The sequence below is a fragment of the Sedimentibacter acidaminivorans genome (genome assembly GCF_017873955.1).
GTDB classification, from domain to species: Bacteria; Bacillota; Clostridia; order Tissierellales; family Sedimentibacteraceae; genus Sedimentibacter; species Sedimentibacter acidaminivorans.
The window spans coordinates 158,444-184,243 of record NZ_JAGGKS010000002.1; the positions used below are offsets into that span (position 1 = coordinate 158,444).

The 25,800-nt window shown below is 28.6% G+C and carries 26 protein-coding genes; 8 read left to right on the top strand and 18 right to left on the bottom strand.

Features of this window, described 5'->3' with window-relative positions:
- Positions 1-32: 32 nt before the first annotated feature.
- The 7 genes from carB to J2Z76_RS04045 all read right to left on the bottom strand — a co-directional run bounded on the left by carB (position 33) and on the right by J2Z76_RS04045 (position 10,483).
- Positions 33-3,239, bottom strand: a complete 3,207-nt coding sequence (gene carB / locus J2Z76_RS04015; RefSeq protein ID WP_209510716.1) for a carbamoyl-phosphate synthase large subunit — start codon at positions 3,237-3,239, stop codon at positions 33-35.
- Between the two features lies 1 nt (position 3,240).
- Positions 3,241-4,305 carry a glutamine-hydrolyzing carbamoyl-phosphate synthase small subunit gene (carA, locus tag J2Z76_RS04020; protein WP_209510717.1) on the bottom strand — a complete coding sequence of 355 codons (1,065 nt, stop codon included), beginning with the start codon at positions 4,303-4,305 and terminating at the stop codon, positions 3,241-3,243.
- Positions 4,306-4,629: 324 nt separating this feature from the next.
- Positions 4,630-5,316, bottom strand: coding sequence for a response regulator transcription factor (locus J2Z76_RS04025; protein WP_209510718.1), 687 nt, complete (start codon positions 5,314-5,316; stop codon positions 4,630-4,632).
- Between the two features lie 109 nt (positions 5,317-5,425).
- Positions 5,426-7,333 carry a selenocysteine-specific translation elongation factor gene (gene selB, locus J2Z76_RS04030; protein ID WP_209510719.1) on the bottom strand — a complete coding sequence of 636 codons (1,908 nt, stop codon included), beginning with the start codon at positions 7,331-7,333 and terminating at the stop codon, positions 5,426-5,428.
- Between the two features lie 13 nt (positions 7,334-7,346).
- The gene (gene selA, locus J2Z76_RS04035; protein ID WP_209510720.1) at positions 7,347-8,753 is read right to left on the bottom strand and encodes an L-seryl-tRNA(Sec) selenium transferase; all 1,407 of its coding nucleotides are present in this window, start codon (positions 8,751-8,753) and stop codon (positions 7,347-7,349) included.
- A 47-nt stretch (positions 8,754-8,800) separates the two neighbouring features.
- Positions 8,801-9,841, bottom strand: coding sequence for a selenide, water dikinase SelD (selD, locus tag J2Z76_RS04040; protein WP_209510721.1), 1,041 nt, complete (start codon positions 9,839-9,841; stop codon positions 8,801-8,803).
- A 12-nt stretch (positions 9,842-9,853) separates the two neighbouring features.
- Complete coding sequence (locus J2Z76_RS04045) at positions 9,854-10,483, bottom strand: ComEA family DNA-binding protein (RefSeq protein ID WP_209510722.1); 630 nt, start codon at positions 10,481-10,483, stop codon at positions 9,854-9,856.
- Between the two features lie 140 nt (positions 10,484-10,623).
- Between J2Z76_RS04045 and J2Z76_RS04050 the strand changes: the two genes are divergently transcribed.
- The 3 genes from J2Z76_RS04050 to J2Z76_RS04060 all read left to right on the top strand — a co-directional run bounded on the left by J2Z76_RS04050 (position 10,624) and on the right by J2Z76_RS04060 (position 14,198).
- Entirely contained in the window at positions 10,624-11,907 is a 1,284-nt protein-coding gene (locus J2Z76_RS04050) for a D-alanyl-D-alanine carboxypeptidase family protein (protein ID WP_209510723.1), read from the top strand.
- A gap of 211 nt (positions 11,908-12,118) precedes the next feature.
- Positions 12,119-13,375, top strand: a complete 1,257-nt coding sequence (gene uvsE, locus J2Z76_RS04055) for a UV DNA damage repair endonuclease UvsE (RefSeq protein ID WP_209510724.1) — start codon at positions 12,119-12,121, stop codon at positions 13,373-13,375.
- A gap of 22 nt (positions 13,376-13,397) precedes the next feature.
- Entirely contained in the window at positions 13,398-14,198 is an 801-nt protein-coding gene (locus J2Z76_RS04060) for a tryptophan-rich sensory protein (protein WP_209510725.1), read from the top strand.
- A gap of 63 nt (positions 14,199-14,261) precedes the next feature.
- Here J2Z76_RS04060 and J2Z76_RS04065 read toward each other — a convergent pair whose 3' ends face one another.
- From J2Z76_RS04065 to J2Z76_RS04095, 7 genes are read right to left on the bottom strand one after another with little or no spacing between them, the layout of a single operon-like run.
- Positions 14,262-14,645 (bottom strand): RidA family protein, encoded by a 384-nt coding sequence (locus J2Z76_RS04065; RefSeq protein ID WP_209510726.1) that lies wholly within the window; start codon positions 14,643-14,645, stop codon positions 14,262-14,264.
- 14 nt (positions 14,646-14,659) lie between these two features.
- Positions 14,660-15,028: a ribosome silencing factor gene (rsfS, locus tag J2Z76_RS04070; RefSeq protein ID WP_209510727.1), complete on the bottom strand. Its 369-nt coding sequence runs from the start codon at positions 15,026-15,028 to the stop codon at positions 14,660-14,662.
- Between the two features lie 4 nt (positions 15,029-15,032).
- Complete coding sequence (gene yqeK / locus J2Z76_RS04075; RefSeq protein WP_209510728.1) at positions 15,033-15,539, bottom strand: bis(5'-nucleosyl)-tetraphosphatase (symmetrical) YqeK; 507 nt, start codon at positions 15,537-15,539, stop codon at positions 15,033-15,035.
- A gap of 9 nt (positions 15,540-15,548) precedes the next feature.
- Positions 15,549-16,154, bottom strand: a complete 606-nt coding sequence (nadD, locus tag J2Z76_RS04080) for a nicotinate-nucleotide adenylyltransferase (protein WP_209510729.1) — start codon at positions 16,152-16,154, stop codon at positions 15,549-15,551.
- 7 nt (positions 16,155-16,161) lie between these two features.
- Positions 16,162-17,628: a PTS system mannose/fructose/sorbose family transporter subunit IID gene (locus J2Z76_RS04085; protein ID WP_209510730.1), complete on the bottom strand. Its 1,467-nt coding sequence runs from the start codon at positions 17,626-17,628 to the stop codon at positions 16,162-16,164.
- A gap of 16 nt (positions 17,629-17,644) precedes the next feature.
- Positions 17,645-18,106 (bottom strand): PTS sugar transporter subunit IIB, encoded by a 462-nt coding sequence (locus tag J2Z76_RS04090; protein WP_209510731.1) that lies wholly within the window; start codon positions 18,104-18,106, stop codon positions 17,645-17,647.
- A gap of 10 nt (positions 18,107-18,116) precedes the next feature.
- Complete coding sequence (locus J2Z76_RS04095; RefSeq protein WP_209510732.1) at positions 18,117-18,518, bottom strand: PTS sugar transporter subunit IIA; 402 nt, start codon at positions 18,516-18,518, stop codon at positions 18,117-18,119.
- A 188-nt stretch (positions 18,519-18,706) separates the two neighbouring features.
- On the opposite strand from J2Z76_RS04095, the gene J2Z76_RS04100 reads away from it, so the two are divergent.
- Positions 18,707-18,967: a cysteine-rich small domain-containing protein gene (locus J2Z76_RS04100; RefSeq protein WP_209510733.1), complete on the top strand. Its 261-nt coding sequence runs from the start codon at positions 18,707-18,709 to the stop codon at positions 18,965-18,967.
- Positions 18,968-19,020: 53 nt separating this feature from the next.
- On the opposite strand, the gene J2Z76_RS04105 is transcribed toward J2Z76_RS04100, so the two are convergent.
- The gene (locus J2Z76_RS04105; RefSeq protein WP_209510734.1) at positions 19,021-19,872 is read right to left on the bottom strand and encodes a histidinol-phosphatase; all 852 of its coding nucleotides are present in this window, start codon (positions 19,870-19,872) and stop codon (positions 19,021-19,023) included.
- A gap of 200 nt (positions 19,873-20,072) precedes the next feature.
- Here J2Z76_RS04105 and J2Z76_RS04110 point away from each other — a divergent pair, with 200 nt between their 5' ends.
- Together J2Z76_RS04110 and sigK are read left to right on the top strand one after the other, a co-directional pair.
- Positions 20,073-20,603: a hypothetical protein gene (locus J2Z76_RS04110; protein ID WP_209510735.1), complete on the top strand. Its 531-nt coding sequence runs from the start codon at positions 20,073-20,075 to the stop codon at positions 20,601-20,603.
- A 185-nt stretch (positions 20,604-20,788) separates the two neighbouring features.
- On the top strand, positions 20,789-21,490 hold the full coding sequence (gene sigK, locus J2Z76_RS04115) for an RNA polymerase sporulation sigma factor SigK (RefSeq protein WP_245210315.1): 702 nt from the start codon (positions 20,789-20,791) through the stop codon (positions 21,488-21,490).
- A gap of 80 nt (positions 21,491-21,570) precedes the next feature.
- Here the strand turns inward: sigK and J2Z76_RS04120 are convergent, their stop codons facing one another.
- Genes J2Z76_RS04120 through mltG form a run of 3 tightly spaced genes read right to left on the bottom strand, consistent with a single transcriptional unit; the run spans position 21,571 to position 24,500 of the window.
- Positions 21,571-22,794 carry a peptidase U32 family protein gene (locus J2Z76_RS04120; protein WP_209510737.1) on the bottom strand — a complete coding sequence of 408 codons (1,224 nt, stop codon included), beginning with the start codon at positions 22,792-22,794 and terminating at the stop codon, positions 21,571-21,573.
- Between the two features lie 17 nt (positions 22,795-22,811).
- Positions 22,812-23,462 (bottom strand): O-methyltransferase, encoded by a 651-nt coding sequence (locus J2Z76_RS04125; RefSeq protein WP_209510738.1) that lies wholly within the window; start codon positions 23,460-23,462, stop codon positions 22,812-22,814.
- Between the two features lie 12 nt (positions 23,463-23,474).
- Complete coding sequence (mltG, locus tag J2Z76_RS04130; protein WP_209510739.1) at positions 23,475-24,500, bottom strand: endolytic transglycosylase MltG; 1,026 nt, start codon at positions 24,498-24,500, stop codon at positions 23,475-23,477.
- A gap of 165 nt (positions 24,501-24,665) precedes the next feature.
- Between mltG and J2Z76_RS04135 the strand changes: the two genes are divergently transcribed.
- Both J2Z76_RS04135 and J2Z76_RS04140 read left to right on the top strand, forming a co-directional pair.
- A complete protein-coding gene (locus tag J2Z76_RS04135; protein ID WP_209510740.1) occupies positions 24,666-24,932 on the top strand; it encodes a hypothetical protein in 267 nt (88 codons plus the stop codon).
- Between the two features lie 112 nt (positions 24,933-25,044).
- On the top strand, positions 25,045-25,788 hold the full coding sequence (locus J2Z76_RS04140) for a peroxiredoxin (protein WP_209510741.1): 744 nt from the start codon (positions 25,045-25,047) through the stop codon (positions 25,786-25,788).
- Positions 25,789-25,800: the final 12 nt, after the last annotated feature.

Genomic DNA, 25,800 nt, shown 5'->3' on the forward strand with positions numbered 1-25,800 from the left:
CAATTATTATTTCAAGTATCAAATTTACCCATTTACTTGGAAATATTGTATACATCCACGTCATTTGCAGACATTCCTGCCACGATAACTTCTGTAAGAGCAGAAACCGTATCTAAAGACGTTAGAATGTTGACTGATGACTCTACGGATGTTCTTCTTATTTTAAAACCATCTGTGTTTGAATCATTTGCCTTTGTTGGTATATCAATAACCAGTCCTATTTCTCCACTCTTTATTAAATCAATTATATTAGGTTTTGATTCATTGACCTTATTAACAGCTAGGGAATTTATTCCTATACTTTCTAAATAATTTTTTGTTTTTTCTGTCGCTACAAATTTATAACCTAACTTATCTAAGTTTAACGCAATATCCTTAAAGTTTTCTTTATCCCTATCCCTTATAGTAGCCAATATTTTCTTGCTTTTTTTCGGTATTTCTACTCCAGCTGCAATAAAACCTTTATACATAGCTTCAACATAGTTTTTACCAATTCCCAAAACTTCGCCAGTTGATTTCATTTCAGGTCCTAAACTCACTTCTACTCCATCGAGTTTTTGAGTGGAAAATACGGGAACCTTCACTGCCGTATAATCTGTTTCTTTATAAAGACCTGTTCCGTAGCCAATATTTTTTAATTTATCTCCCAGCATTACTTTTGTTGCAAGTTCAATCATAGGAATTTTGGTTACCTTACTTATGTAAGGAACTGTTCTACTTGATCTAGGATTAACTTCAATTATATATAGTTCACCCTGAAATTCAATAAATTGAATATTTACCATACCAATAGTCTTTAGCTCTTTAGCAATTTTCTTTGTAATTTCAGTTAATTTCTTTTTTACTTTATCGCTTAAATTTATAGGTGGATATATGGATATACTATCACCTGAATGTATACCTGCACTTTCTAAGTGCTCCATAATACCAGGAATTAATATATCCTCTCCATCACAAATTGCATCAACTTCTATTTCGCGACCAACAAGATATTTATCAATAAGAACAGGGTTTTTAGTATCCCTTTCAAATGCATTTGATAGATAATTAACTAAATCCTCTTTTGCGTATGTTATTTCCATACCTTGACCGCCTAATACATATGATGGTCTAACAAGAACAGGATAACCAATTTTATCAGCAACTTTAATACCTTCTTCTATGTTCATAACAGTTTTACCATTTGGCCTTTTTATATTAAGAGATTCTAATATTGCATCAAATTTTTCTCTATCTTCTGCAATATCTATTTGTTCTGGGTCGGTACCTAATATAGGTATGTTTTTTTCCTTAAAAAAATTAGCAAGCTTAATTGCTGTTTGACCGCCAAATTGCAATATTACACCATTTGGTTTTTCTTTTTCAACTATATTCAATACATCTTCTTCTGTTAATGGTTCAAAATAAAGTTTATCTGCAATATCAAAATCCGTACTTACTGTTTCAGGATTATTATTCACTATAATAGTTTCTACATCACATTTTTGCAATGCAAGTATACTGTGAACGGAACAATAATCAAATTCAACACCTTGACCAATCCTTATTGGTCCAGAACCAATTACAAGTATTTTCTTTTTATCATTAATATGTACTTCATCATAATCGTCATATGTAGAATAATAATATGGTGATTTTGCTTCAAACTCACCACCACAAGTATCAACCATCTTATAAACTGCTTTAATATTATATAACAACCTCAAATTATATACATCATTTGGGTTTAAGTTCATAAGATTTGCAATTCCCTTATCAGAAAATCCCATTTTCTTTAGTGTTTTTAACCACTTAGCATCTAAATCATTAATACATGCTTTTCTCAAAAGTTCTTCTTCTTCAACTATATTAAATAATTTACAAAGGAAGAATTTATCTATTCCTGTAAGTTCAGATATTTTATCTATTTTGTAACCTCTTCTAATAAGTTCAGCTAGATAAAACAACCTTTCATCATCGGGAGTTTGTATTCTTGCCTTTAATTCAACCATGCTTTTCGTTGAAGCTTTCTTGCTCCATAAAGTAAATTGATTTATTTCAAGTGAGCGTATAGCTTTTAAAAGAGCTGATTCAAAATTATTTCCAATTGCCATAACTTCTCCAGTTGCCATCATTTTTGTTCCAAGGCTTCTTTTTGCATTGTAAAATTTATCGAATGGCCATTTTGGAATTTTCAGAACAACATAATCTAAAGTAGGTTCAAATGCAGCTGATGTTTTTTGTGTAACTGAATTTTCAATTTCATCAAGATTATATCCTAAAGCAATTTTAGTTGCAACTTTTGCTATTGGATAGCCTGTTGCCTTTGAAGCAAGTGCCGAAGAACGACTTACCCTTGGGTTTATTTCTATAATTGCATACTCAAAATTATTTGGATTTAATGCAAGCTGAACATTACACCCACCTTCTATGCCAATTGCATCTATTATTTTTATTGAAGAAGTTCTAAGCATCTGATATTCTACATCTGATAATGTTTGAGAAGGAGCGACAACTATACTATCACCTGTATGTACTCCAACCGGGTCAAAATTTTCCATGTTACATATGGTTATACATGTACCAATTTTATCTCGCATAACTTCATATTCGATTTCTTTCCAACCTTTTATACTTTTTTCAATAAGAACTTGTCCATTCATACTAAGCTGCAGGCCAGCTGACAATATTTCAATAAGTTCTTCTTCATTGTTTGCTATACCTCCACCAGTTCCACCTAATGTATATGCAGGTCTAATTATAATGGGATACCCAATTCTAGAAGCAACCTCTTTGCCAGTTTCTAAATCTATTACAATTTCAGAATCAACGATTGGTTCTTTAATCTTATTCATCATTTCTTTAAACAATTCTCTATCTTCGCCAATTTTTATAGATTCTACTGAAGTTCCTATTACATTAACATTGTATTTATCTAAAATTCCTTTATCATGTAATTCTACGGTCAAATTAAGTCCAGTTTGACCACCCATTCCAGCTAAAATACTATCAGGACGTTCTTTATTTATTATTTTTTCAATAAATTCTACTGTTAAAGGTTCTATATACACCTTATCTGCTATTTGAGCATCTGTCATAATTGTAGCCGGATTCGAATTTATTAAAATAGTTTCAATTCCTTCTTCCATAAGAGCTCGGCATGCTTGTGTTCCAGAATAATCAAATTCCGCAGCCTGCCCTATAACAATTGGGCCTGAACCAATAACTAATACTTTTTTTATGTTTTTATCTAAAGCCATTCTATTTTACTCCTTTATACAAATTTATAAAATCATCAAATATGTAATTCGAATCGTGTGGACCAGGACATGCCTCTGGATGATACTGAACACCCATTACAGGTAAACATTTGTGTTTGATACCCTCAATAGTTCCATCGTTAATGTTTATATGAGTTATTACCGTATCCGCAGTTAAGCTATCACTTTTAATCATATATCCATGGTTTTGAGATGTAATAGTAACTTTTCCTGTTATTAAATTTTTAACAGGATGGTTGCAACCCCTGTGTCCAAATTTCATTTTGGTTGTTTTTGCACCTAATGCTAATGCTATAATTTGCAAACCTAAGCATATACCCGAAACAGGCATTTTATTTATTAAAATTTCTACATTTTCTATAACATCTGGTAAATCTAATGGATCTCCAGGTCCATTTGAAAGAAATATTCCATCTACATTATATTTTAATATCTCCAAAGCTTTAGTTTTTGCTGGAAAAATGGTCAATTTACAGCCTTTATTTAAAAAAGATTTTATTATATTATCTTTTATTCCAAAATCAAGAACTCCTATATGTATATCTCCACTTCCGATTTCACTGATTTCTCTTGCAGTTACCTTTTCAACTGCATTAACATTATTAAAACTATCAAAATACATTGATAAATTTTCCTTACTGATTTCATTTGTTGTCAATATACATTTCATAGTACCTGAATCCCTTATGATTTTAGTTAACTGTCTAGTATCAACTCCTTCTATACCCATTATATTATTTTGTTCTAAGTATGAATCTAGATCAATTTCACATCTAAAATTATTTGGTTCTCTACATTTTTCCCTAACAATAAAACCCTTTACTTTAGGGGTATTTGATTGAGAATCATCTAGATTTATACCATAATTTCCTATCAAAGGATATGTCATTGTAACAATTTGACCAAAATAAGATGGGTCTGTCAATATTTCTTGATATCCAGTCATTCCCGTATTAAAAACCACTTCACCAACTGTATCCGATATTTTTCCAAAGCATTCACCTTCAAAAGTCATTCCATTTTCAAGTATTATTTTACCTTTCATATTGTCCTCCATTTATTAATCATATTTATAAATTATATGCATATGCAAAAAAATAGCCGTATACACTTTAATTAGTGTAAACAGCTATTCTATAATTCATATATATGCATTTATAATATTTATTAACTTTACTTTTTAATTTAATTTCTTTGTAATTTATGTCAATCATTATTATTCTCCCGCCTTTATATTACTCTTACGTAAGAAAATAACACACTTAAAGAGATTTGTCAATATATTTTTGTATTTTTACAATAATTTTAGAATATTTTTTAATTTTGAATTTATAAATTTCAATCATATGCATGTACTACTTATAAATATTTAATGCCCATTTCTAAAATAATATCCTACACCCCATTTTGTAAGGATGTATTCATAATTATCAGTTTTACTTTCTATTTTTTCTCTCAGGCGTCTTACGTGTACATCTACAGTTCTTAAATCTCCAAAATACTCATATCCCCATATAACTTCAAGGAGTTCTTCTCTTGAGAACACTTTTCCCGGATTAGTAGCAAGTAATAAAAGTAAATCAAACTCTTTGGCTGTTAAATTGATTTCTTGCCCATGTACGCTCACTTTCCTACCTAAAGCATTAATAATAAAGTCATCTACTTCGATTGTTTGATCGCTAGGTTTTTGGTTGCTCATTTTAGTCCTTCGTAATATTGCTTTCATTCTTGCCTTTAGTTCTAAAATGTTAAAAGGCTTAGTCATATAATCATCTGCACCATACTCTAGCCCTAAAATTTTATTCATGTCTTCATCTTTAGCTGTCAAAATTAATATTGGTACATTCGATTTTTCTCTTATTTTCTGGCATACTTCTAGTCCATCTATATCCGGAAGTATTAGGTCAAGTATAATTAAATCAAACTCTACCGCAGTGATTTTTCTCAAAGCTTCATTACCATCAAGGGCTGAATCAACTTCATAACTATCTTGTTCTAAGCTATATTTAAGTCCTTTTATTAATAAAAGCTCATCATCAACTATCAATACCTTCATTTATTAAGCTCCTTAGAATTGTTTGTTACAAAAATTAAACTTTTTACTAATATTAACCTTAAATGAAAGCATTGTCAAGAGAAATATTAATAGCGTTTAGTTTTAAAAATTAAAATAATACTCTATCATTACCACTTCTTTTTGTAACTCTCAATAAGTCGAAATGTTCTAGTAAAATAATTGCATTTTTTCTATTGGTACTAAGCAAATCTCTATATTCTGCTGCTGTTATTTTACCATTTTCTTTTATAAAACTGACTAAAATACTCTTTGCATTTTGATATACTTCATGTGAAGTTATGCATTCATCATTAATTTTTATTATTTTTTTATCACTCATCATTAAAGATAACAAATCTTCTACTTTAATGTTTTTAAATGACATGCTAATCAATTCATCTGGTTTTTTAAAATCAAAATTTACGCTATTTAAAACGTCAAGTACTTTTTGTTCAGCATTTATATAGTTATCATCATAATTTATTTTAAAATATGACAATGAAACAAACTCTCCCTCTGATTTTATTATAGCTTTATCTACTAAAGATTGTATGAGAGAATCAAAAACTGGCTGTTTTATTTTAGAAAAAAACCTACTTTTTATTTCTGCTTTTTTTACACCTTTTCTATATTTATTCTCTTCATGAAACACAAACAAATATTTATCTAATTTATTTTCGAAATCTCTTTCATAATCTTTATGGTAGGTATATATATCATTTTTCAATCTGAAAACTGTTATTTTATCTTGTTCTTCAAGTATTTCCATATTTTTTCTAATTTCTTCTTCGGAAAGCGCTGTTATTTTAGCAAGTTCTAAAATAGATGGAATTATTTTAGAATTTTCTTTGATTATTTTTTCAATAACATCTGTATTAGATCCTTTTTCCTTGACTTTCAATTCTTCTATTAAATTTTCATCAAATCTCTTCTTCTTAGTAGGAACTGGTTCAATTATTTCTCCTCCACCTATGGTTTCCATTGGAGAGTAAAATCTAATTATAAACTTATCTCCTCTTCTAACAGCAATTTCTTCTTCAAGTCTCAGCTGTGCATAACAACTTTCCCCAGGAGAAAGTTCATCCCTATCAAGAAGAACTACCCTACATAGTATTTCACTTGTACCCGTATACAAATGAAGTCGCGACCTATTTTCTACAATCCGCCTTGACTTTTTTAATAAATTAATTCTAACATCAAGCATCATTGTGTTTCTCATAGAATTTACGGGTGCAATTACACATCCCCTGTAAATTTCATTCTTTTTAACATTTGATAAATTTATTGCAGTTCTTTGTCCTGCATAAGCATAATCCTCATCTTTTGAGTGAACTTGTATATTTCTTATTTTACTTATTTTATTAACTGGAAAAATTTCAACCTCTTCACCTTTTTTTAAAACGCCAGATATAAGAGTTCCTGTTATAACTGTTCCAAACCCAGATATTGAAAAAGATCTATCTATAGGCAATCTAGGTATTGTGCTAATATCTCTCTCTTCTACATCTGTTTCAGTTGATTTAACAATTGCTTCCACAAGATTATCTATGCCATATTTAGTTACAGATGAAAACTCTATCATTGGAGCACTTTCTAAAAATGTATCCTTCAAATCTTCCTTTATATCTTCTTTTACTAATTCTAACCATTCTTCATCAACTAAATCATATTTAGTCAATACAACAATACCCTTTTTAATTCCCAATAAATTTAAAATATTAATATGTTCATCTGTTTGTGGCATAATTCCTTCATCAGCTGCTATGACTAAAAGTACTAAATCCATTCCAATTACACCAGCTAGCATATTTTTTATAAATTTTTCATGTCCAGGAACATCAATTATACCTGCCTTATTACCATCAGGAAGATCAAAATACGTAAAACCTAAATCTATAGTTATTCCTCTTCTTTTTTCCTCTTCCCATCTATCAGTTTCTCTGCCTGTGAGAGCTTTTATTAAAGTTGTTTTACCATGGTCTATATGTCCTGCTGTACCTATTATTATATTCTTCATACGTTATCCTTTCTTACAAACATTCAAATACTTCTTTAAATGTTTCAACAACATCTTCTATTTCGTCAATAAAAACAGTCCTTAAATCAAGAAGTAATTTTTCATTAACAATTCTTCCTACAATAGGTTTTGTAGCAAGCCTTAAAGATTTTTCCAAAGCAACAGTTGTTATAGTATTTGACTTAATTGTAATACACTTACTTTTTAAAATCTCAGTTGGTAGAGAACCTCCACCTATTTGAGATTCACAATCCTCAATATTCAATTCGCATAAATGACCAATAATTGAATTTAATTTACTATATAATTTTTCTGATTCCAATGAAATTTCTTCAATACTTTTATTTATCATTTTTAATACAGGTACGTTGTTAATTGCATTATTTTCATTAATATATTCATGAAATACACATTCTAATGCAATAGCAGTAAACTTATCTATCCTTAATGCTCTAGTAAGTGGGTTCTTTTTTATTTTATCAATCATTGATTTTTTTCCAACTATAATACCTGCTTGCGGTCCACCTAAGAGCTTATCACCACTAAAACAAACAATATCAACTCCTGCTTTAATGGAATCTTGAACTGTAGGCTCATAAGACAACCCATATTTACTTAAATCAACCAGTACTCCACTTCCTATATCCTCTATCACAGGAACATTATATTTTTTACCAAGTTCAACTAATTCATTAAGCTGTACTGTTTCTGTAAAACCTACTATCCTGTAATTGCTAGTATGTACTTTTAACAAAACCGCCGTTTCTTCGCTTATATTATTTTCATAATCAAACAGGTGTGTTTTATTAGTAGTTCCAACTTCTATTAGTTTACCACCGCTCTGCGACATCACATCTGGAACTCGAAACGAACCACCTATTTCAACTAATTCCCCTCTCGACACTATTACTTCTTTGTTTTTTGCAAATGTACTTAGTATTAACAAAACTGCTGCTGCATTATTGTTAACTGCAATTGCTGATTCTGCACCTGTTATCTTTGTTATAATTTCTTCAAAATGAGAGTATCTTGAACCCCTCTTTCCCTCTTCTAAATCATATTCTAAATTAGTGTAACCTGTAACTAGTTTTTTTACTTTTTTGGCTGCTTCATCTGATATTACAGCTCTTCCTAAATTTGTATGAAGAATAGTACCTGTTGCATTTATAACCCTTTTCATATTAGGTACAGCATACTTATTTACATCATTAACTATGTCTGAAGCAATATTTTTTATCTTGCTTTTAATATCATCCTCACTATTTGAGTTTTTTATAAATAATCTCAACTCATCCGTTACTTTTCTAACTGATTGCAAAACATAATCCCTATTGTATTTTTCTGATAGATTTTTTATTGTTTCATCTTCTATAATTATATCTACTTTAGGTATATTTCTATAATAATTACTTTTTTCCATTCCAGTCTCCTTGAATAAAATCACACCAAGTATTTTAAATTCTTATTTCATACCACCTTAATGAATTTATCTTGCTTTTCTATAACTTTTCCTATCATAGAAAATTGTGTCTCATTATTTTTTTTCAGCTCACTCAATATTTCTTCTGCATAGCATTCAGCCACAGAAACCAAAAGACCACCTGATGTTTGAGGATCAAATAATAAATCTAAATAAACTTCTTTAGTATTTTCAAAAGATGATTTTCCTTCAAAATATTTTCTATTATTATATGACCCTGCAGGTACAAGACCCATTTCAGCATATTCTATAACATCTTTAATCAATGGAATATTATTTATTTTCAATTCAAAAGTTACATCGCTGCTTTCAGCCATTTCTATTGAATGACCTATAAGACCAAATCCAGTTATATCTGTACAACTGCTTATTGGATATTTTTCAAAAACTTGCTTTGATTTTTTGTTTAAAGTTATCATTACCTTGACAGCTTCATCTGCTATTTCTTTAGTAGCCATATCTGCTTTTATTGCAGTATTTATGATTCCAGTTCCTATTGGTTTTGTTAAAATTAAAACATCTCCAGGCTTAGCTCCATAATTTTTAAATATTTTATCGGGATGAATAAAACCAGTTACACATAATCCATATTTAGGTTCATCATCCTCTATAGAATGTCCTCCTGCTAGTGTAGCTCCTGCCTCCATTACTTTAGAAGCTCCACCTTTAAGAATCTCAGCCATTACATCAGGACTCAAGCAATTTGGAAAGCCTATTATGTTTAATGCTAAAGCTGGTTCTCCACCCATAGCATAAATATCACTTAATGAATTTGCAGCGGCTATTTGACCAAAAATATATGGATCATCTACTACAGGTGTAAAAAAGTCAACAGTTTGTATCATTGCAATTTCTTCATTAATTTTATATACACAAGCATCGTCAGATGTTTCTAATCCAACTATTAATTTATCATTTTTAAATTTTGGAAGCTTACTCAAAACTTGAGCAAGGGTCTCAGGACCAATTTTAGCAGCTCAGCCTGCCGACTTTGTCATTTGTGTTAGTTTTATTTCTTTTAAACTCATTGTCTCCTCCTGTTAATCAACTGTTATTTTATCTTTTATACTGTTAAAAGTCTTTTCGCCAATACCTTTAATTTTTTCAATATCTTCAATTGATGTAAATTTTATTTTATCTCTATATTCAATTATTCTTTGAGAATAAACTTCTCCAATTCCATCTAAACTCATAAGCATTTCTTTTGAAGCAGTATTTATGTTGATTTTATTTCCCATCTCTTCTGTATTATATATTGAATCATCTGTTATTACAACATCAGAATTAATTTCACTTTCTTCTAAAATATATATTTTTTCTCCATCAACTAGCAACCTAGCTTTGTTTAATTTTTTTGTATATGCTGTATCTAATAATCCACCTGCCCTTTTTATAGCAACATTTACCCTATCACCTTCGGAAAATTCATATACTCCTGGATTTTCCACTGCACCATCAATATCAACAACAATTATATCCTTCTTTTTTTTTGTATCTACATCATCATTGAATATCACTTTTTCTGCTTCCTCTACTCCTTCTGGATCATAATAAATAATATCATTGATTTCCTTCTCTTTGCTTGATAGTTTAACCCCTATTGCAGTCAATATTATAATGGTAATGGTTAAAACAACCGCAAGTCCCTTTTTATAAATGCCGTTGTTCATAAAATCCTCCATTTTATTTTTACATATTTTTTTGTATTTAACTATATTATACAGTATTTTGCAAAAAAAACAAAATTTTTAATTACTTTTTTTATATTTTCTGATATACTTTAAGCTGTACTAATTTTAAGGAGTAACATATGATTAAAAAATTTCTATTTTGTTTCATAGTGTTTTCTATGATTTTATTGAACCTAAATGAAGCAAATGCACAACCCTCCATATTATGTCGTTCTGCAGTACTTATAGATGCTGATACGGGAACTATTTTAGCAGGAAAAGATGCTAATAAGAAAATGTATCCAGCAAGTACTACAAAAATTATGACAGCAATTCTTGCCATAGAAATGGGAAATTTATCAGATGTAATAACTGTTGATGAAAAAACACCTTTCGAAATTATAGGTAGCCATATTGCTCTTGAACCAGGAGAAATATTAACATTAAAAGATTTATTATATGCCTTGATGCTTCCCTCAGCAAATGATGCTGCCGCTGTAATTGCAAAACACTATGGTGGAAGTACGGAAGAATTTGCAAAGCTAATGAACAACAAAGCCAAAGAACTCGGTGCATTGAATACACATTTTGCTAACCCACATGGTTTACATGATGAAAATCATTACACAACAGCCACTGACCTAGCAATAATTACAAAATACGCTATGCAAAATGAAACATTTCGAACTATAGTAGGTACGAAAAAATATGAAATACAACCAACCAATAAAAAAACTGAAACAAGATATTTTACAAATTTAAACAAAATGTTATATTGTTCTACATCAAGTCAAATACATATTGATGGTAGATGGGTTAGCCCATTATATGATGGTACTATAGGAGTTAAAACTGGATATACTCCTGAGGCGGGAAACTGTTTAGTTTCATATGTCGAAAAAAACGGTACTAATCTAATTGTAGTTGCAATGAATGGTGTTTCACTTGAAATGTACGAAGATGCCCACAATTTATTTAATTATGGATTTAGCGACTACAAAAGTACTAAACTTGTATCCAAAAATACATTTATCCAAAATCTTCAAATAGAAAATGGCGATAGTAAAACAATATCTGCTATTACTGAAAGCGATTTTAGCACTCTAGTTAAGAAAAATTCTACAAAAGATATAAAATCAAATGTTATAATCAACAATATTACTTTGCCAATTAAAAAAAATGATATTGTTGGTAAATTAGAATTTTCTATTGATGGTAAAACTATAGGAAGTGTTAATCTAATAACTCCTATATCTGTTCAAAGTACGCTATTAGATTCACCTAAAAAGAAATTTGGAATTTTCAATTTTGTTATGATATTGGCCTTCATTATTTTGATTTTAATAGTTATAAGAACTTACAATAATATAAGAATTAAAATCAACAAAAGAAAAAGAAGAAAAAGGTTCCGTGCAGACATATAATTTATTTTAAAACATAATATAAAAATAAAGATCCAATTTACTAGGTTTTATGACACTTTAAATTGGATCTTTTCTTTTTATAAGAATACTCGTTGTATGAATATTTGCAATATATTACAATAAGATTGCATTTATGAATAGAAAAGGTTAATATAGGAAATAAATACAATATAATTTAATTGTATTATAAATCAAATATAGAGAGGTAAAAATGAGTATAGGATACGCGTGCTTAACAATTGGTGTAAATAATACTAATTATAAGAGTTGTATTATGAAAAATGCAAGTAAGGAAAGATTATTAGAAATTATATCTCATAATTTAAATTCTTTAGAAAATATAATTGATTATAATATAAAAAACAAGATCATGCTTTTCAGAATTAGTTCTGATTTAATACCATTCGGTTCTAGCCCAGTCAATGATATTAATTGGTGGGATGTATTTTCTTCAAAATTCAAGTCTATAGGTAAAAAAATTAAAGAAAGTAATATGAGAGTTTCAATGCATCCTGGCCAGTACACTGTATTAAACTCACCTAATGAAGATATCGTAGCCAAAGCTATTGAAGATTTAAATTATCATAATAAAGTTTTGGATAGCCTAGACTTAGAGGAAGACCATAAAATAGTATTACATATAGGCGGTGTATATAACAACAAAAAAGAAGCTATAAAAAGATTTATTCAAAATTATGACAAGTTATATGATAATATAAAGAAAAGACTTGTCATAGAAAATGATGATAAATCATATAATATTTGTGATGTACTAGCTATATCTAAAGTTTTAGATATACCCGTTATCTATGATAATCTACATAATAATATAAATCCTAGTTTCGAAAAAAAAAGTGATTTTTATTGGATTGAGCAATGTAACAAAACTTGGAAATCAAAAGATGGACATCAAAAAATACATTACTCGCAACAAAAACCTTTTAAAAAAGCTGGTTCTCATTCTAATACTATTAAAATAAATGAATTTATTGATTTTTACAACAATCTAAATAATAAGTCTATTGATATTATGCTTGAAGTTAAGGATAAAAATCTATCTGCTGTAAAATGTATCAATTGCACTGAAAGTGATAAAAATATTAAGAAGCTTGAGTTAGAATGGGCTAAATATAAATATAATGTATTGGAACATTCTTCACAAAATTACTTAGAAATAAGAAAGATACTTAAACAAAAAACCGATTATCCTGTTTTAGAATTTTACAATTTAATAGAAGATTCTTTTATCATTGAGGTTTCTGTTGGAAATACTATAAATGCTGCACAACATATATGGGGATATTTTAAAAATTGCACAACCGAAAAAGAGAAAAATGATTTTTTTAAAAAAATAGACAATTACGAAAACGAAAGAATTTCTATAGCAAATATTAAAAAATATCTATTTAAATTAGCTATTAAATATGATCAAAAATATCTTTTAAATTCGTATTATTTTATATTATAAAATTTGAAGAGGGGGATTTGAAATGTCAATTAATAATATGAGTACATGGATCAAAATTCTTACAACTATTACATTTTTAATTATGATAGCGGTAAATGCGTTGGCTAATATTTTGCCGATTAATGGAGTAACAACAGGAGAAGTTTCTGCAGCTTATGAAAATTTATTTTCACCAGCAGGCATAACTTTTGCTATTTGGGGACTTATTTATTTCATGTTAGCATGCTATACTCTGTATCAGCTGGGGTTATTCCAAGGAAACGACAGACATATAAAAACAGATTTGTTAGAAAAAATAGGTGTTATTTTTTCAATTTCTTCTATTGCAAACTCTATGTGGGTTTTTTTATGGCACTACGATTTTATCGCATTATCTGTAGTTGTAATGATAATTATTCTAATATGTTTAATAATGATTGTCACAGAAATTAGCAAATATAAGCTTACCTTTAGAGAACAACTTTTTATAAAACTACCTTTCAGTGTTTATTTTGGTTGGATTACCATTGCAACAATTGCAAATATAACAACTTTCCTTGTTAGCATAGGCTGGAATGGATTTGAAATATCAGATGTTACATGGACTATAATTATATTAATAGTTGGGGTTATACTTAGCGCCTTAACAATTATTAAATTTAAGGATATAGCATACGGTCTTGTTATAATATGGGCATACATGGGTATATATATCAAACATACATCTGTAAATGGATTTGATGGACAATATCCATCAATAATTACTACTGTAGTTATATTGATTGCAGTTATAATTATTGTTGAATTATATGCAATATACTTAAAAGGTAGAAACTTACAATAAAGTTTCAACTAATAAAATAGCAAATTTTAATTTTAATATAATTAAAATTTGCTATTATTATATCTAGATAACTGCTATTGCATCTATTTCAACATTAGCATCTTTTGGAAGTCTTGCAACCTCAACACATACTCTAGCTGGTTTATTTTCTGTGAAAAATTCTGAATACATTTCATTTATTAAACCAAATTGATCCATATTTTTAATGTATACTGTGCATTTTACAACGTCATTAAGAGTTGCTCCACCTGCTTCTAAAATTGCTTTAACATTATTTAAAGATATTTTAGTTTCTTCTTTAATGTCGCTACCTTTATATAGCTCTCCATTTTGTGGGTCAATTGGTAGTTGACCTGAAACATATAATGTATTTCCCGCTTTAATTCCTTGTGAATAAGGACCTAGTGCAGCAGGTGCATTTTTAGTAAAAAGAACTTGATTTGACATATTGCCTCCTTTTATTATTTCCAATTTTTTATACCATATTGTTCAACATCTAAAGAGTTGTTATCAAACCACAAAGATTCAATATCATAAGTTTCTCTTTCATCTCTATGAAAAATATGAACAATAATGTTATCGGTTTCTAGTAAAATCCATCTACCTGTTTCAAATCCCTCTTTGTGATAGATTTTAATGCCTTCTTCATGTAGTTTTTCTATTACTTCATCTGCTATTGCAGCTGTTTGCCTTTCATTATTAGCGCTACATATTATAAAATAATCAGTTATAGAACTGATTTTTGAAACATCAAGAACTACAAAATTATATGCTTTTTTGTTATCGCATGCTTTCAAAATTACTTCAATATTTTTATGGTCTAAATTCAATACCTTACCTCCTCTTATTTAAATAATTTAGTGTTTTCAAAGATTCTGAGTCAAGCTCTAAATTTCTTTGTTTTACAAAAGAAATTGTGCTAATTAAAGATTTTATTATTGCTTCATTAATATTATTATATGCTAACTCTCGAATTTCTTCAACACCTGCGAAATTTCTATTTGGCTCTATCTTATCAGCTATATATATTATCTTTTCTAATAAGCTCATTGCCTCTCTACCTGTAGTATGATACCTTATGGCATTCAATATGTCAACATCTTGAATAGAATATGACTTCTTTGCTAATTCAGCTCCAACTTTTGCATGCTTTAAATTATCAGTTTGCTTATCCCACAATTTACCACAGTCGTGCAAGAGTCCGGCTAATTTTGCTTTTTCTACATCTACATTGTAATTCTTCGCAAGCTTTACTGCTTCTTCCATTGTTCTAACACAGTGTCCAAATAATTTAGTTCCTACTGATTTTTCAAGTTCAACTTTCATCTCTTCAATATTCATAATAAACTTTTACTCCAAATATAAATTATTTTTTATAATAAATTTCTCTACTATTTCTGGCAATAAATATTTTATAGACCTTCCTAGGTTGATTCTTTCCCTGATATCTGTAGATGAAATTTCTAGCATAGGTACTTGTAAAAGTTCAATTTGACCATTGTAACGATTCATAATTTCATTGATTTTAAACTCTATATCCAATGTACTATAACCTGATCTGCTTACTCCTATAAATTTACACATTTTTAGTAGATTTTCAGTCTCATGCCAATTAGGCAATTCCACTATCGCATCCGTTCCAGTTATAAAATAAAATTCAGTATTATCATATTCATTTATTAATTTTCTTATAGTATTTATGGTATAACTCTTTTCTAGAGATTTAATTTCAATATCAGACACAATAAATTTATTATTTGATAATGTAGCTATATTTGTCATTAAAAATCTATCCAATGCACAAGCACCAGTAACCTTTTTATGAGGTGGTTTTCCTGCTGGTACAAAAATTATTTTTTCCATATTGTATTTATCTAATACTTCATTTGCAATAATTAAATGTCCATAATGTATGGGATCAAAAGTACCTCCCATAACACCAATTCTTCTTTTCATTAATTATTCACCTCAAATTTTTCTTTTGTTTTATCTTTTCGGCAATAATAAATATTATTGAAATCACTAAAACAGCAATAATATCAAACGAGTTATTACTTATAACACGGTAATTCAACTCTATTAGTTTTGCTGTTATAACGCCAAGCATACTTCCAAAAATTAAAGGAAATTTCAACTTAACCTTACTTTTCTTAACTAGGTTTATCCTATTTATTAAACTTTGCCTACCATTATAATAACCACTCATCCACCCAGTATACGATATATAAATAATAATGATACCAAGTAACACAATTGGAACCATAGCTACAAAAAATTCATTATCTAGACTCAGCATTAACGAAATAGAAATAAAGAGTGGAGATAAAACAACTTGTGTAAAGGAATCTCCTAAACCAGCAGCAATTCCCATCATTCCCTTTTTAATATAAGATATTTCTATAGTTTTATTTCCCAATGATTTTTCTTCTTCTAAATAAATTATATAACCATGTATAGGTGTACCTATATTTGGCTCAGTGTTAAAAAACTCAGTATATTTATTTATTGTAGATACTATCTCCGAATTATCTTTATATAGCTTCTTTATTATATTTTTCATGCTATGAGCATATGCCATGCCTTGCAGTCTTTCATAATTATAGCAAGCGTGTGAAAAGTTCATCCAAATAAACCATGAATAAAATAAATCTCTTTTATTTAAAATTCTATTATCATGCTTCTCTAATTTAGATGTAATTGACAGAAAAACATCTTTATATGATAAACTAATTACTATAATTATTACAAACAAAGTCATTAAAAAAGAACTTGCCTTAAAGGCTAAAACCAACCCTAAGGTTGATGCATATAAAACTAAACTATATTTATTTTTTAATTTCAACAATACATTTATGATAGATATATTTAACAAAAATATTCCAAACAAATACAACCAATACTCTATATTCTCTTTAATAATCAAATTCCTAAATGTAAAAACTGCTAAAAAAGAAATAAGAATCACTACTGTACTCATTACATATAATAGAATTTGAGGATACAACCCATCAAATAAGGCAATGCTAGGATTAAGTTTATTATTGAATTTTTCTTCATATTTGTTAACAAAAATAGTATTTATAGATAACCTGTATTTCCAAATAAATATGCCCAAATACCCAAATGGATATGCAATAGCAGCGCTCTCTATTGAAGATATTTTAAAAATTATAGAAACAGAAGCTGCTATAATTGCAGTTAGACATTGGTCACCTTTAAGTGAACCTCCTGTAGAAATAAAATCTATATACATTATATTTACTACACTACCAGCTAAAATTCCAAGCTTTACATCTCCTAAAATCAATCCTGTTATCATTCCCGATATTATTGGCCTATATAAAGTATAATATCCAATTCCCATAGATAAAGCAGTACTGCTACCCCAAAAATATAATATACTTAGCAGCAAAAAATTCAAAGTAGTCATTAAAAAATCCTCTTCATTATATTTTTATTATTTTATCTTTTGGAAGCATTTGAACTTCAACTTCAATTCCATTAGCTGAGATATTTTTCAATAAATCAATTTCTGAATCGCTCAAATGAATAGCATTCACAAATTTTTTACGTCCATTATGAAATCCTAGCCCACCTATGTTAACCTTATTTATTTTGATATCTAATTGTATCAATTTTGCAATATTTTCTATATATCGACTTAAAATCAAAACCCTTGATTTATTATCCCCTGATTCCAAAAATTCTTTTGTTTCTTCTATAGTTAACACATTTACATTAAGATGATCAGGTGATGCTTCTTTTATTAAACTTGACATAAAATCATCACCTGCATATTCATTATCAACTATAATAATTTCATCTATATTTAAAAATGGTATCCATGATACGATTACTTGACCATGTAATAATCTATCATCAATCCTCGTCAATACAATGTTTTTCATTAGTCCTCCGTTAATCCGTTGTAAATTTTTCATTTACAAATACTATACTTTTCTTTCCATTTTTTATTATTTTTTCAGCAATTTCTGACATGCTATATGAACTCCTATTAACTGCTATATCAATAAACAAAGGAAAGTTAATTCCTGTTATATGATAAAAATCTCTATTTTTCATGGATTTGCAAACAGCATTAAAAGGACTTCCCCCATACATATCAGTGAATACAATTAATTCATCATTCTTTGTCAACCTATCTATAGTTTCCTCTACTTCTTTTGAAAGTTGATCATAACTTTCACCTAAATTAAAGGATATAGTTTCTGCATCTTCTAAATTTCCTATTATTATTTCAGAACTTTTCAGCAATTCCTTCCCAAACTCACCATGTGTTACTAATAATATATTAATCATAATCACATCTCCTCATAAATTAATTATTAATTGGTTTTATATCGAGGCTCGCATAGAGTGCTCACCTTATTATTTATAAAATTTATCAATATATCATATCATTATACCATATAATTTTACTTTTTTATATTAATATGTTATAATTTATAAAAAAATAAAAGTTAATTTTGACTTTAAAGGAGTACTAAATGAATACAGAACACTTTAAGTTTTTTCAAAACAAAGAATGCGAATACTTTCCATGCCATAAAACAAATGACATTGAAAATTTTAATTGTTTATTTTGCTATTGTCCTTTATATATGCTAAAAGGAGATTGTGGCGGAAACTTTATTAAAAATGCAGGCATAAAGGATTGCTCAAAATGTCTTGTTCCACACTCATCCGGAAGCTATGAAAATATAATGAATAAAATTAAAGAAGTTATTGAAAAAGGTAGTGACTTTTAACAAAATTATTTCAATGTGCAGAAAGCAGATCTTCGATTTTCTGCACTATTAAATTATACTATTTTTATTATTTGATTTTTCCATCCATTTTCTGATAGGTAAGAAATTTTTTCAAAACCTAAATCATAAACTAACTTATAAATATCTTCAAATTTGCAATTAATTCCATCAGTTGAATGAGCATCTGAGTTTATTATAACAGGAATATCTTTTTCTTTTATCATTTTAAGAATAAAAGTTGAGGGATATTGTTCATTTGTATACCCTCTAGCAATTCCTCCTGTATTTATTTCTACTATACAAGGAGTCTTTGCTATTATACTTAAACATTTTTCAACTGCGTCTATATACCACTTTTCATTTTCATCAAACAAAATATTATTAATATTGTTTTTTTTAAATAAATCAAAATGCCCTATAATATGTGGTTTATATTCTAAAGCCATCTCCCCAATATAATCATAGTAGGTCTCAACGGCAATCCTTATATTTCCATTAAAACTCTCATCTATACCTTTCATTAATTCATCTAAATTATAATCTACTGTCCACATTACTCCATTATTAAATTTAGCAAGAAAATGAACAGATCCAATATAATAATCAAGTCTCTTAATCAAATCTAAAGTATATTCATCAAATCCAATACCTGGTAAATAATCTAGTTCCATTCCTAAATAAACTTCAATAGTACCATTATATTTTTGTTTAAGGTTTATTATTTCATCAATATAATTATCGACTTCCATCTTTTGTATATTCCAATCTGACGCAAATGGTAACGGTCCATGTGTAGATATCCCTATTGACTGCATATTATTATTTATTGCTGCTATAATCATATCTTCAGCTGAATATTTACCATCACAATATTTTGTATGTGTATGTAAATTTGTTAAATGCATTATTTACCTCCTTTTTCCATATAGTAATCAATTACATAATACAGTTAAATATTCAAATAGCAAAGCTATATGTACAACTATATTTTAATTCATGTACTTAAAATAGTAAAGAAACATTTTAATTTTAATTCACTATTATCATTTTGCTACGTATATTAATTGTAAGAAATTTAAAAAAAGAAATTTGGAGGATATTATATATGAATTATTCACAAGGATTTTACAATATGAAAGATTACATGAATCCTAATAACATGCCACCTTATTATGGAAATATTCCAATGCCTGTAATGGGAATGGCTTGCATGGACAATACAGGATACCCATCATCTATGCCATTTATTCCAGATAGCTATATTCCTACTAAAAGTAATATGTCTATGCCTAATGGTGATATGCCTGCATTACCTAGCATGCCCACGAACAATATGCCAAATATGAACATGCCAACATATCCAGATATGCCTGGAATGCCTGGTACAATGCCTGGAATGCCTGGTACAATGCCTGGAATGCCAAACAACAACAGAACATACCCAATGAAGCCTCGTATGCCAGAAAATAATATGCCAACTTACCCAACGATGCCTGGGATGCCAGAAGGTAATATGCCAAATTATCCAATGCCTGGTACACAAATGAATTGTAAACAATTATACGAATATATGAAACGAATGAATTGCATGGAGCAGTTAAATGATATGAATGACATGCAAATAGATGAAAATTAATTAGCTAATGAAACTAAAATGTAGCATTTGCTGCATTTTAGCTTCATATTTATTTCCCCAAAAGCAATTATAAAGTTCAAAATTAAATCTGTACAAACCTTTGAATATCAACAAAATTTAATAAAGTGTACATACACAATTTCTAAATGTCTGCATATAATATTAAGTACTATGGGGGTGTTTTTTTGATAGAGAATGCATTGCAATTAATATTTCCATTCTCAATTTTCATCTTTGGTTATATCACAAGTGGTAGTTCCTTTCCACAACCATTAAATAAAGATGAAGAACTTGAACTTATAGAAAAATCTAAAGAAGGAGATATTGAAGCTAGAAACATGCTTATTGAAAGAAATCTTAGATTAGTTGCTCATGTTATAAAAAAATATAAAACTGTGAGCATAGATCAAGAGGACCTAATTTCAATAGGTACTATCGGGTTAATTAAAGCTGTTTCAACATTTGATAACAACAAAGGAATAAGACTTGCTACATATGCTGCTAAATGCATTGATAATGAAGTTCTTATGACAATAAGAAGCGATAAAAAACTAAAAAAAGAAATTTCATTACAAGGACCACTAGGAACTGATAAAGAAGGAAACAACATTTATCTAATAGACATAATAAAATACGAAGGTGAAGAAATTGTATCTAGAATTGATAGAGAGCAAAAAATAAAAGCACTTGATGAAATTCTCGATAAAACTCTTCAAAAAAGAGAAAAAACAATAATTGAACTTAGATATGGAATTAGAAATAATGAGCATAAAACACAGAGAGAAATAGCGAAACTTTTAGGTATTTCAAGATCTTACGTTTCAAGAATAGAAAAAAAAGCATTAAATAAACTGTATGATGCTCTCGTTGCCAATGTTGGTAAATAAGTACATAAAACAAAAAATAAAAGTATTCAATTTTTTATAGATGTTGAATACTTTTATTTTTTTGATTAAAATATATTTTCTTAGTTTTCTATTTTTTTTCTTAAAATATAAAGAGGATTTACTTCTTGTGGTATTTTCATTTGAACAATTTGTTGAGCGTGTGGTGCAGAATCTATTTTTTTACCTTTCTCATCTTTCATATCCATTGCAACAACATCAAAATGCATTCCCTTCGGACCGAAGCATTCCAGTACATCACCTTCATTAAATTTATTTCTTTGTTCTACCCAAGCTATGCCATTTGCTTTATCATATGATTTTATTATACCAACAACATCATATGAACGAATATAACTGCTCGATGTATATAATTGTCCATCCTTATACGGATTACCAAAATAAAATCCATAAGTGAAATCTCTATGTGAAGCTTTTTCCAATTCTTCTTTCCAGTATTTTGTATTTCTTTCACTTTCAGGTTTCAATATCTCATCCAATGCATTTCTATATGACCTAACTGCAATTGCAGTATAATATTCACTTTTCATTCTTCCTTCAATTTTTACTGCTTTTACCCCAAGATCTACAAATTTTTGCATATGTTCAACTAAACACATATCCTTAGAATTGAAAATAAATGTTCCTTCATCATTTTCTTCAATTGGATAATACTCACCAGGTCTTTTTTCTTCAACTAAATTGTATTTCCATCTGCAAGGCTGTGCACAATCTCCCTTATTAGAGTATCTACCTGTCATAAAACTACTTAGCAAACATCTACCTGAATAAGATATACACATTGCACCATGTATAAATGCTTCAAATTCTAAATCATCAGGAGAATTTTTTATTATTTCTCCTATCTCTGCAAAAGAAAGCTCTCTAGCTAATACTATACGATTAACTCCCTGCTTATGCCAAAAATTTGCAGTATAATAATTTGTAGTATTTGCTTGAGTACTTAGGTGAATTTTCATATCTGGAATTGTTTGTTTAACAATTTCTATAGAACCAGGATCTGCAACTATAAGTGCATCTGCCCCTATTTTATACAAATATTTAATATATTCCTCAAAACCCTTCAAATCATCATTGTGAGGAACTATATTAACGGTAATATTTGATTTTCTACCATGTTTATGACAATATTCTATGCCTTCTTCTAATCCTTTGTTAGTAAAATTTTTACTTCCTGCTCTCAAACCAAGTGATTTTCCTGCAAAATATATTTCATCTGCACCATACTCTACTGCCATAATTAACTTATCCATACTTCCAGCAGGTGCTAATAATTTAGGTAACATTTATATCTCCTTAAATTTTATTTTATTAATGTAACTGCTAACCCATCTCCTAATGGTAAAATTGACGTTATATATCTATCGTCATGTGAAATATAATCTAGATATTCTCTCATATTCCTTACCAATGTTTTTTTCCTTCTAACAACCAAATCATCAGTTGCAATCATTCCTTGATACAATACATTATCAGAAATTATTATTCCACCTGATTTCATCATTTTAGAACATTTATCAAAAAATGTAGTATAATAACTCTTTGCTGCGTCTATAAAAGCTAAATCAAAAAATCCATCAATATTAATATTATCTAAAATTTCAACAGCATCTCCATAAAAAACTTCTATATTTTTATCTAAATTATATTTCTTGATATTTTCAATTGCTTCTTTATAAAACTTTTCACTTCTTTCTAATGTTACTATTCTACCTTCATTATTCATGACATGACTCATAAATATTGAAGAGTATCCTACATTAGTACCAACTTCAATTATATTTTTGGCATTTATCTGATTAATTATAAGCTTTATAAACTGTCCAACTTCTTTGTGAATTATAGGCAATTGTCTTTCAACACACTCTAACCTAAATTTCTCTAATTCTTCATCTCTATTTTCAATTAAACTATTAATATACACATCTATGTATTCTCTATTTATATTGTCCATTTGTAATCCTTTTTAATTTAAATATTTATTTTTTGCAGCTAGATGATCTTCGTAATTATTTGAGAAATAGTGTGAACCATCTCCTTTTGCTACGAAAAACAAATAATCAACATCTGCTGGATCTAATACTGCCAAAATAGAATTTTTACCTGGTGAATTAATTGGTCCAGGTGGCAAGCCTTCAATTATATAAGTATTGAATGGCGAATCTATGGATATATCTTCATTTGTAAGTCGTTCCTTCCATTCACCACGGGCATAATTAACTGTTGCACACGATTGTAACTTCATGTTTACATCTAAGCGGTTTAAAAATGTAGCCGCGACAACATCTCTCTCCTCGTCAAGAACAGCTTCTTTTTCGACTATACTTGCCAGGTTAATAACATCTAATATGCTAAGACTTGAATTAGAAAGCAAAGGCATAATATCTTCTTTATAAAAATCATCAAATTGAGAAAGCATAACTCTTATCACAGTTTCTTCATCAGATTTCATATAAACATTGTAAGTTTCTGGCATCAAATATCCTTGTAAGCTCTTTACTTCTGGATTATCTATCAAAAATTGATAATCCTCACTAAAATAATCAGCATTATTCATCAAATCTAACATTAATTCATAATTTAATCCAAGCTGCTCTGAAATTGTCTGTGCAGTTTTTTCAATGGTTAGTCCTTCTATAATAGTTATATCTACAGTATTTCCTGTAGTTCCACCTTTTATAAGAACCTCCAATAATTCATCCACACTCATATTTCTAGATAAAATATAATTTCCAGCCTTCAATTTAATATCTGAATTTGTTTTTTTTGCATAATACTTGAATATTTTAGGATTTTGAATTAATTTATTATCTAATAGTATCTCTGCTATATTGTTCGTTGAGCTTCCTTCTGGAATTTCCACTATAATTTTCTTATCATCATTAGAATTAACTGGTCTTAAAGAAATGTCAATATAGTAGTTTATATAATAATTAATTCCTATAGCAAATATAATTATAACTAATAAGAAAAAACCTAATTTTTTTTTCATGTATCCTCCAAAAAATAATATAAACTTATTTGAATTCATTTTATTATACAATCTTTTATTAATTTTTACAATAAAAAAAATATTTACGATGTTTTTTGAATATTTAATTCTATATTGGTTAATATAATATTGCTTACATTAAATAAGTGTTATGAAAGAATTATTTTGAAAGGACTGGTTGCTTTGGACTACGAAAATGGTAACTATGGTAACACTCCTAATTTTGAAAGTATTAACAAGATAAATAAAATCAAAATAAAAAACGATGGTCAGTCTCGATTATCTGATTTAAAATCAGGTTCTCTAAATCCAAATTTAAGTAGTGTTATTAATAGTGAAAATACTCGAATTAAGGAAAAAAAGATTGTAAACAATAAACCATCTCAATTTGGACCGGTATTAGGTGTTAACTTTCATAATGTAAAAAAATAATATGTAAGTAAGAAGAAGTCGCACAAGTGGCTTCTTCTTTTTATTACTTATAAATTAACAATACAATATTTCAATCATATAATAACCATAGATATATAACAAGGAGGTTATCATGATTTCAAAAAATAACAATGTTGATAATATTAATAACAATAATTTAAATAGGCAAAGAGAATGTCTTACTATAGGAAGAATTGCACCTAATTTTACAGCAATTACTACTCAAGGACCTATTACAATGTCACAATATAGGGGGAAATGGGTTTTATTTTTCTCTCATCCTGGGGATTTTACTCCAGTTTGTACATCGGAATTTATTTCTTTTGCTCAGCTTTATCCTGAATTTGTAAAAAGAAATGTACAATTGTTAGGTATAAGTATAGACAGTAATCCAGCTCACCTAGGATGGTTTTATAACATACTAGAATTTACAGGAATAAAAATTCCTTTCCCACTAATAGCTGACAGGGACTCAGTTATTGCGGCTACATATGGTATGGTAAATCCAGATAGAATTTATGAGCAAACTGTAAGAGATGTTTTTCTAATAGACCCATCTCAAAAAATAAGAGCCATACTTACTTATCCAGCAACAAACGGTAGAAATATGTATGAAATATTAAGACTAATAGATGCTCTTCAAGTTACTGATGAATTTAAGGTTAATACTCCTGCTAACTGGATGCCTGGAGATCCTGTAATTGTACCTTACCCAAAGACATTTGACGAATTATTAGAAAGGGCTAACAACCCAAATATTGATGGTTTAAATTGTGTTCAATGGTATATGTGCTACAAAGATTTACCCATTGAAGAAATTGAAAATCCTCCATCAGAAATAGAAAAAGGGCTCTAAAGCCCTTATCTT

Excerpts from the sequence above, each read along its gene's own strand:
- J2Z76_RS04105 (WP_209510734.1), bottom strand. The coding sequence starts at position 19,872 with ATGCATTTAACAAATTTACATACACATACAAAATATTGTGATGGTAAA.
- J2Z76_RS04045 (WP_209510722.1), bottom strand. The coding sequence starts at position 10,483 with ATGAACAACGGCATTTATAAAAAGGGACTTGCGGTTGTTTTAACCATT.
- J2Z76_RS04090 (WP_209510731.1), bottom strand. The coding sequence starts at position 18,106 with ATGAAAAACATTGTATTGACGAGGATTGATGATAGATTATTACATGGT.
- J2Z76_RS04050 (WP_209510723.1), top strand. The coding sequence starts at position 10,624 with ATGATTAAAAAATTTCTATTTTGTTTCATAGTGTTTTCTATGATTTTA.
- J2Z76_RS04095 (WP_209510732.1), bottom strand. The coding sequence starts at position 18,518 with ATGATTAATATATTATTAGTAACACATGGTGAGTTTGGGAAGGAATTG.
- carB (WP_209510716.1), bottom strand. The coding sequence starts at position 3,239 with ATGGCTTTAGATAAAAACATAAAAAAAGTATTAGTTATTGGTTCAGGC.
- J2Z76_RS04060 (WP_209510725.1), top strand. The coding sequence starts at position 13,398 with ATGTCAATTAATAATATGAGTACATGGATCAAAATTCTTACAACTATT.
- J2Z76_RS04140 (WP_209510741.1), top strand. The coding sequence starts at position 25,045 with ATGATTTCAAAAAATAACAATGTTGATAATATTAATAACAATAATTTA.
- mltG (WP_209510739.1), bottom strand. The coding sequence starts at position 24,500 with ATGAAAAAAAAATTAGGTTTTTTCTTATTAGTTATAATTATATTTGCT.
- J2Z76_RS04025 (WP_209510718.1), bottom strand. The coding sequence starts at position 5,316 with ATGAAGGTATTGATAGTTGATGATGAGCTTTTATTAATAAAAGGACTT.
- selA (WP_209510720.1), bottom strand. The coding sequence starts at position 8,753 with ATGGAAAAAAGTAATTATTATAGAAATATACCTAAAGTAGATATAATT.
- J2Z76_RS04125 (WP_209510738.1), bottom strand. The coding sequence starts at position 23,462 with ATGGACAATATAAATAGAGAATACATAGATGTGTATATTAATAGTTTA.
- carA (WP_209510717.1), bottom strand. The coding sequence starts at position 4,305 with ATGAAAGGTAAAATAATACTTGAAAATGGAATGACTTTTGAAGGTGAA.
- yqeK (WP_209510728.1), bottom strand. The coding sequence starts at position 15,539 with ATGAATATTGAAGAGATGAAAGTTGAACTTGAAAAATCAGTAGGAACT.
- J2Z76_RS04120 (WP_209510737.1), bottom strand. The coding sequence starts at position 22,794 with ATGTTACCTAAATTATTAGCACCTGCTGGAAGTATGGATAAGTTAATT.
- J2Z76_RS04110 (WP_209510735.1), top strand. The coding sequence starts at position 20,073 with ATGAATTATTCACAAGGATTTTACAATATGAAAGATTACATGAATCCT.
- nadD (WP_209510729.1), bottom strand. The coding sequence starts at position 16,154 with ATGAAAAGAAGAATTGGTGTTATGGGAGGTACTTTTGATCCCATACAT.
- J2Z76_RS04085 (WP_209510730.1), bottom strand. The coding sequence starts at position 17,628 with ATGACTACTTTGAATTTTTTGCTGCTAAGTATATTATATTTTTGGGGT.
- J2Z76_RS04065 (WP_209510726.1), bottom strand. The coding sequence starts at position 14,645 with ATGTCAAATCAAGTTCTTTTTACTAAAAATGCACCTGCTGCACTAGGT.
- uvsE (WP_209510724.1), top strand. The coding sequence starts at position 12,119 with ATGAGTATAGGATACGCGTGCTTAACAATTGGTGTAAATAATACTAAT.
- J2Z76_RS04100 (WP_209510733.1), top strand. The coding sequence starts at position 18,707 with ATGAATACAGAACACTTTAAGTTTTTTCAAAACAAAGAATGCGAATAC.
- selB (WP_209510719.1), bottom strand. The coding sequence starts at position 7,333 with ATGAAGAATATAATAATAGGTACAGCAGGACATATAGACCATGGTAAA.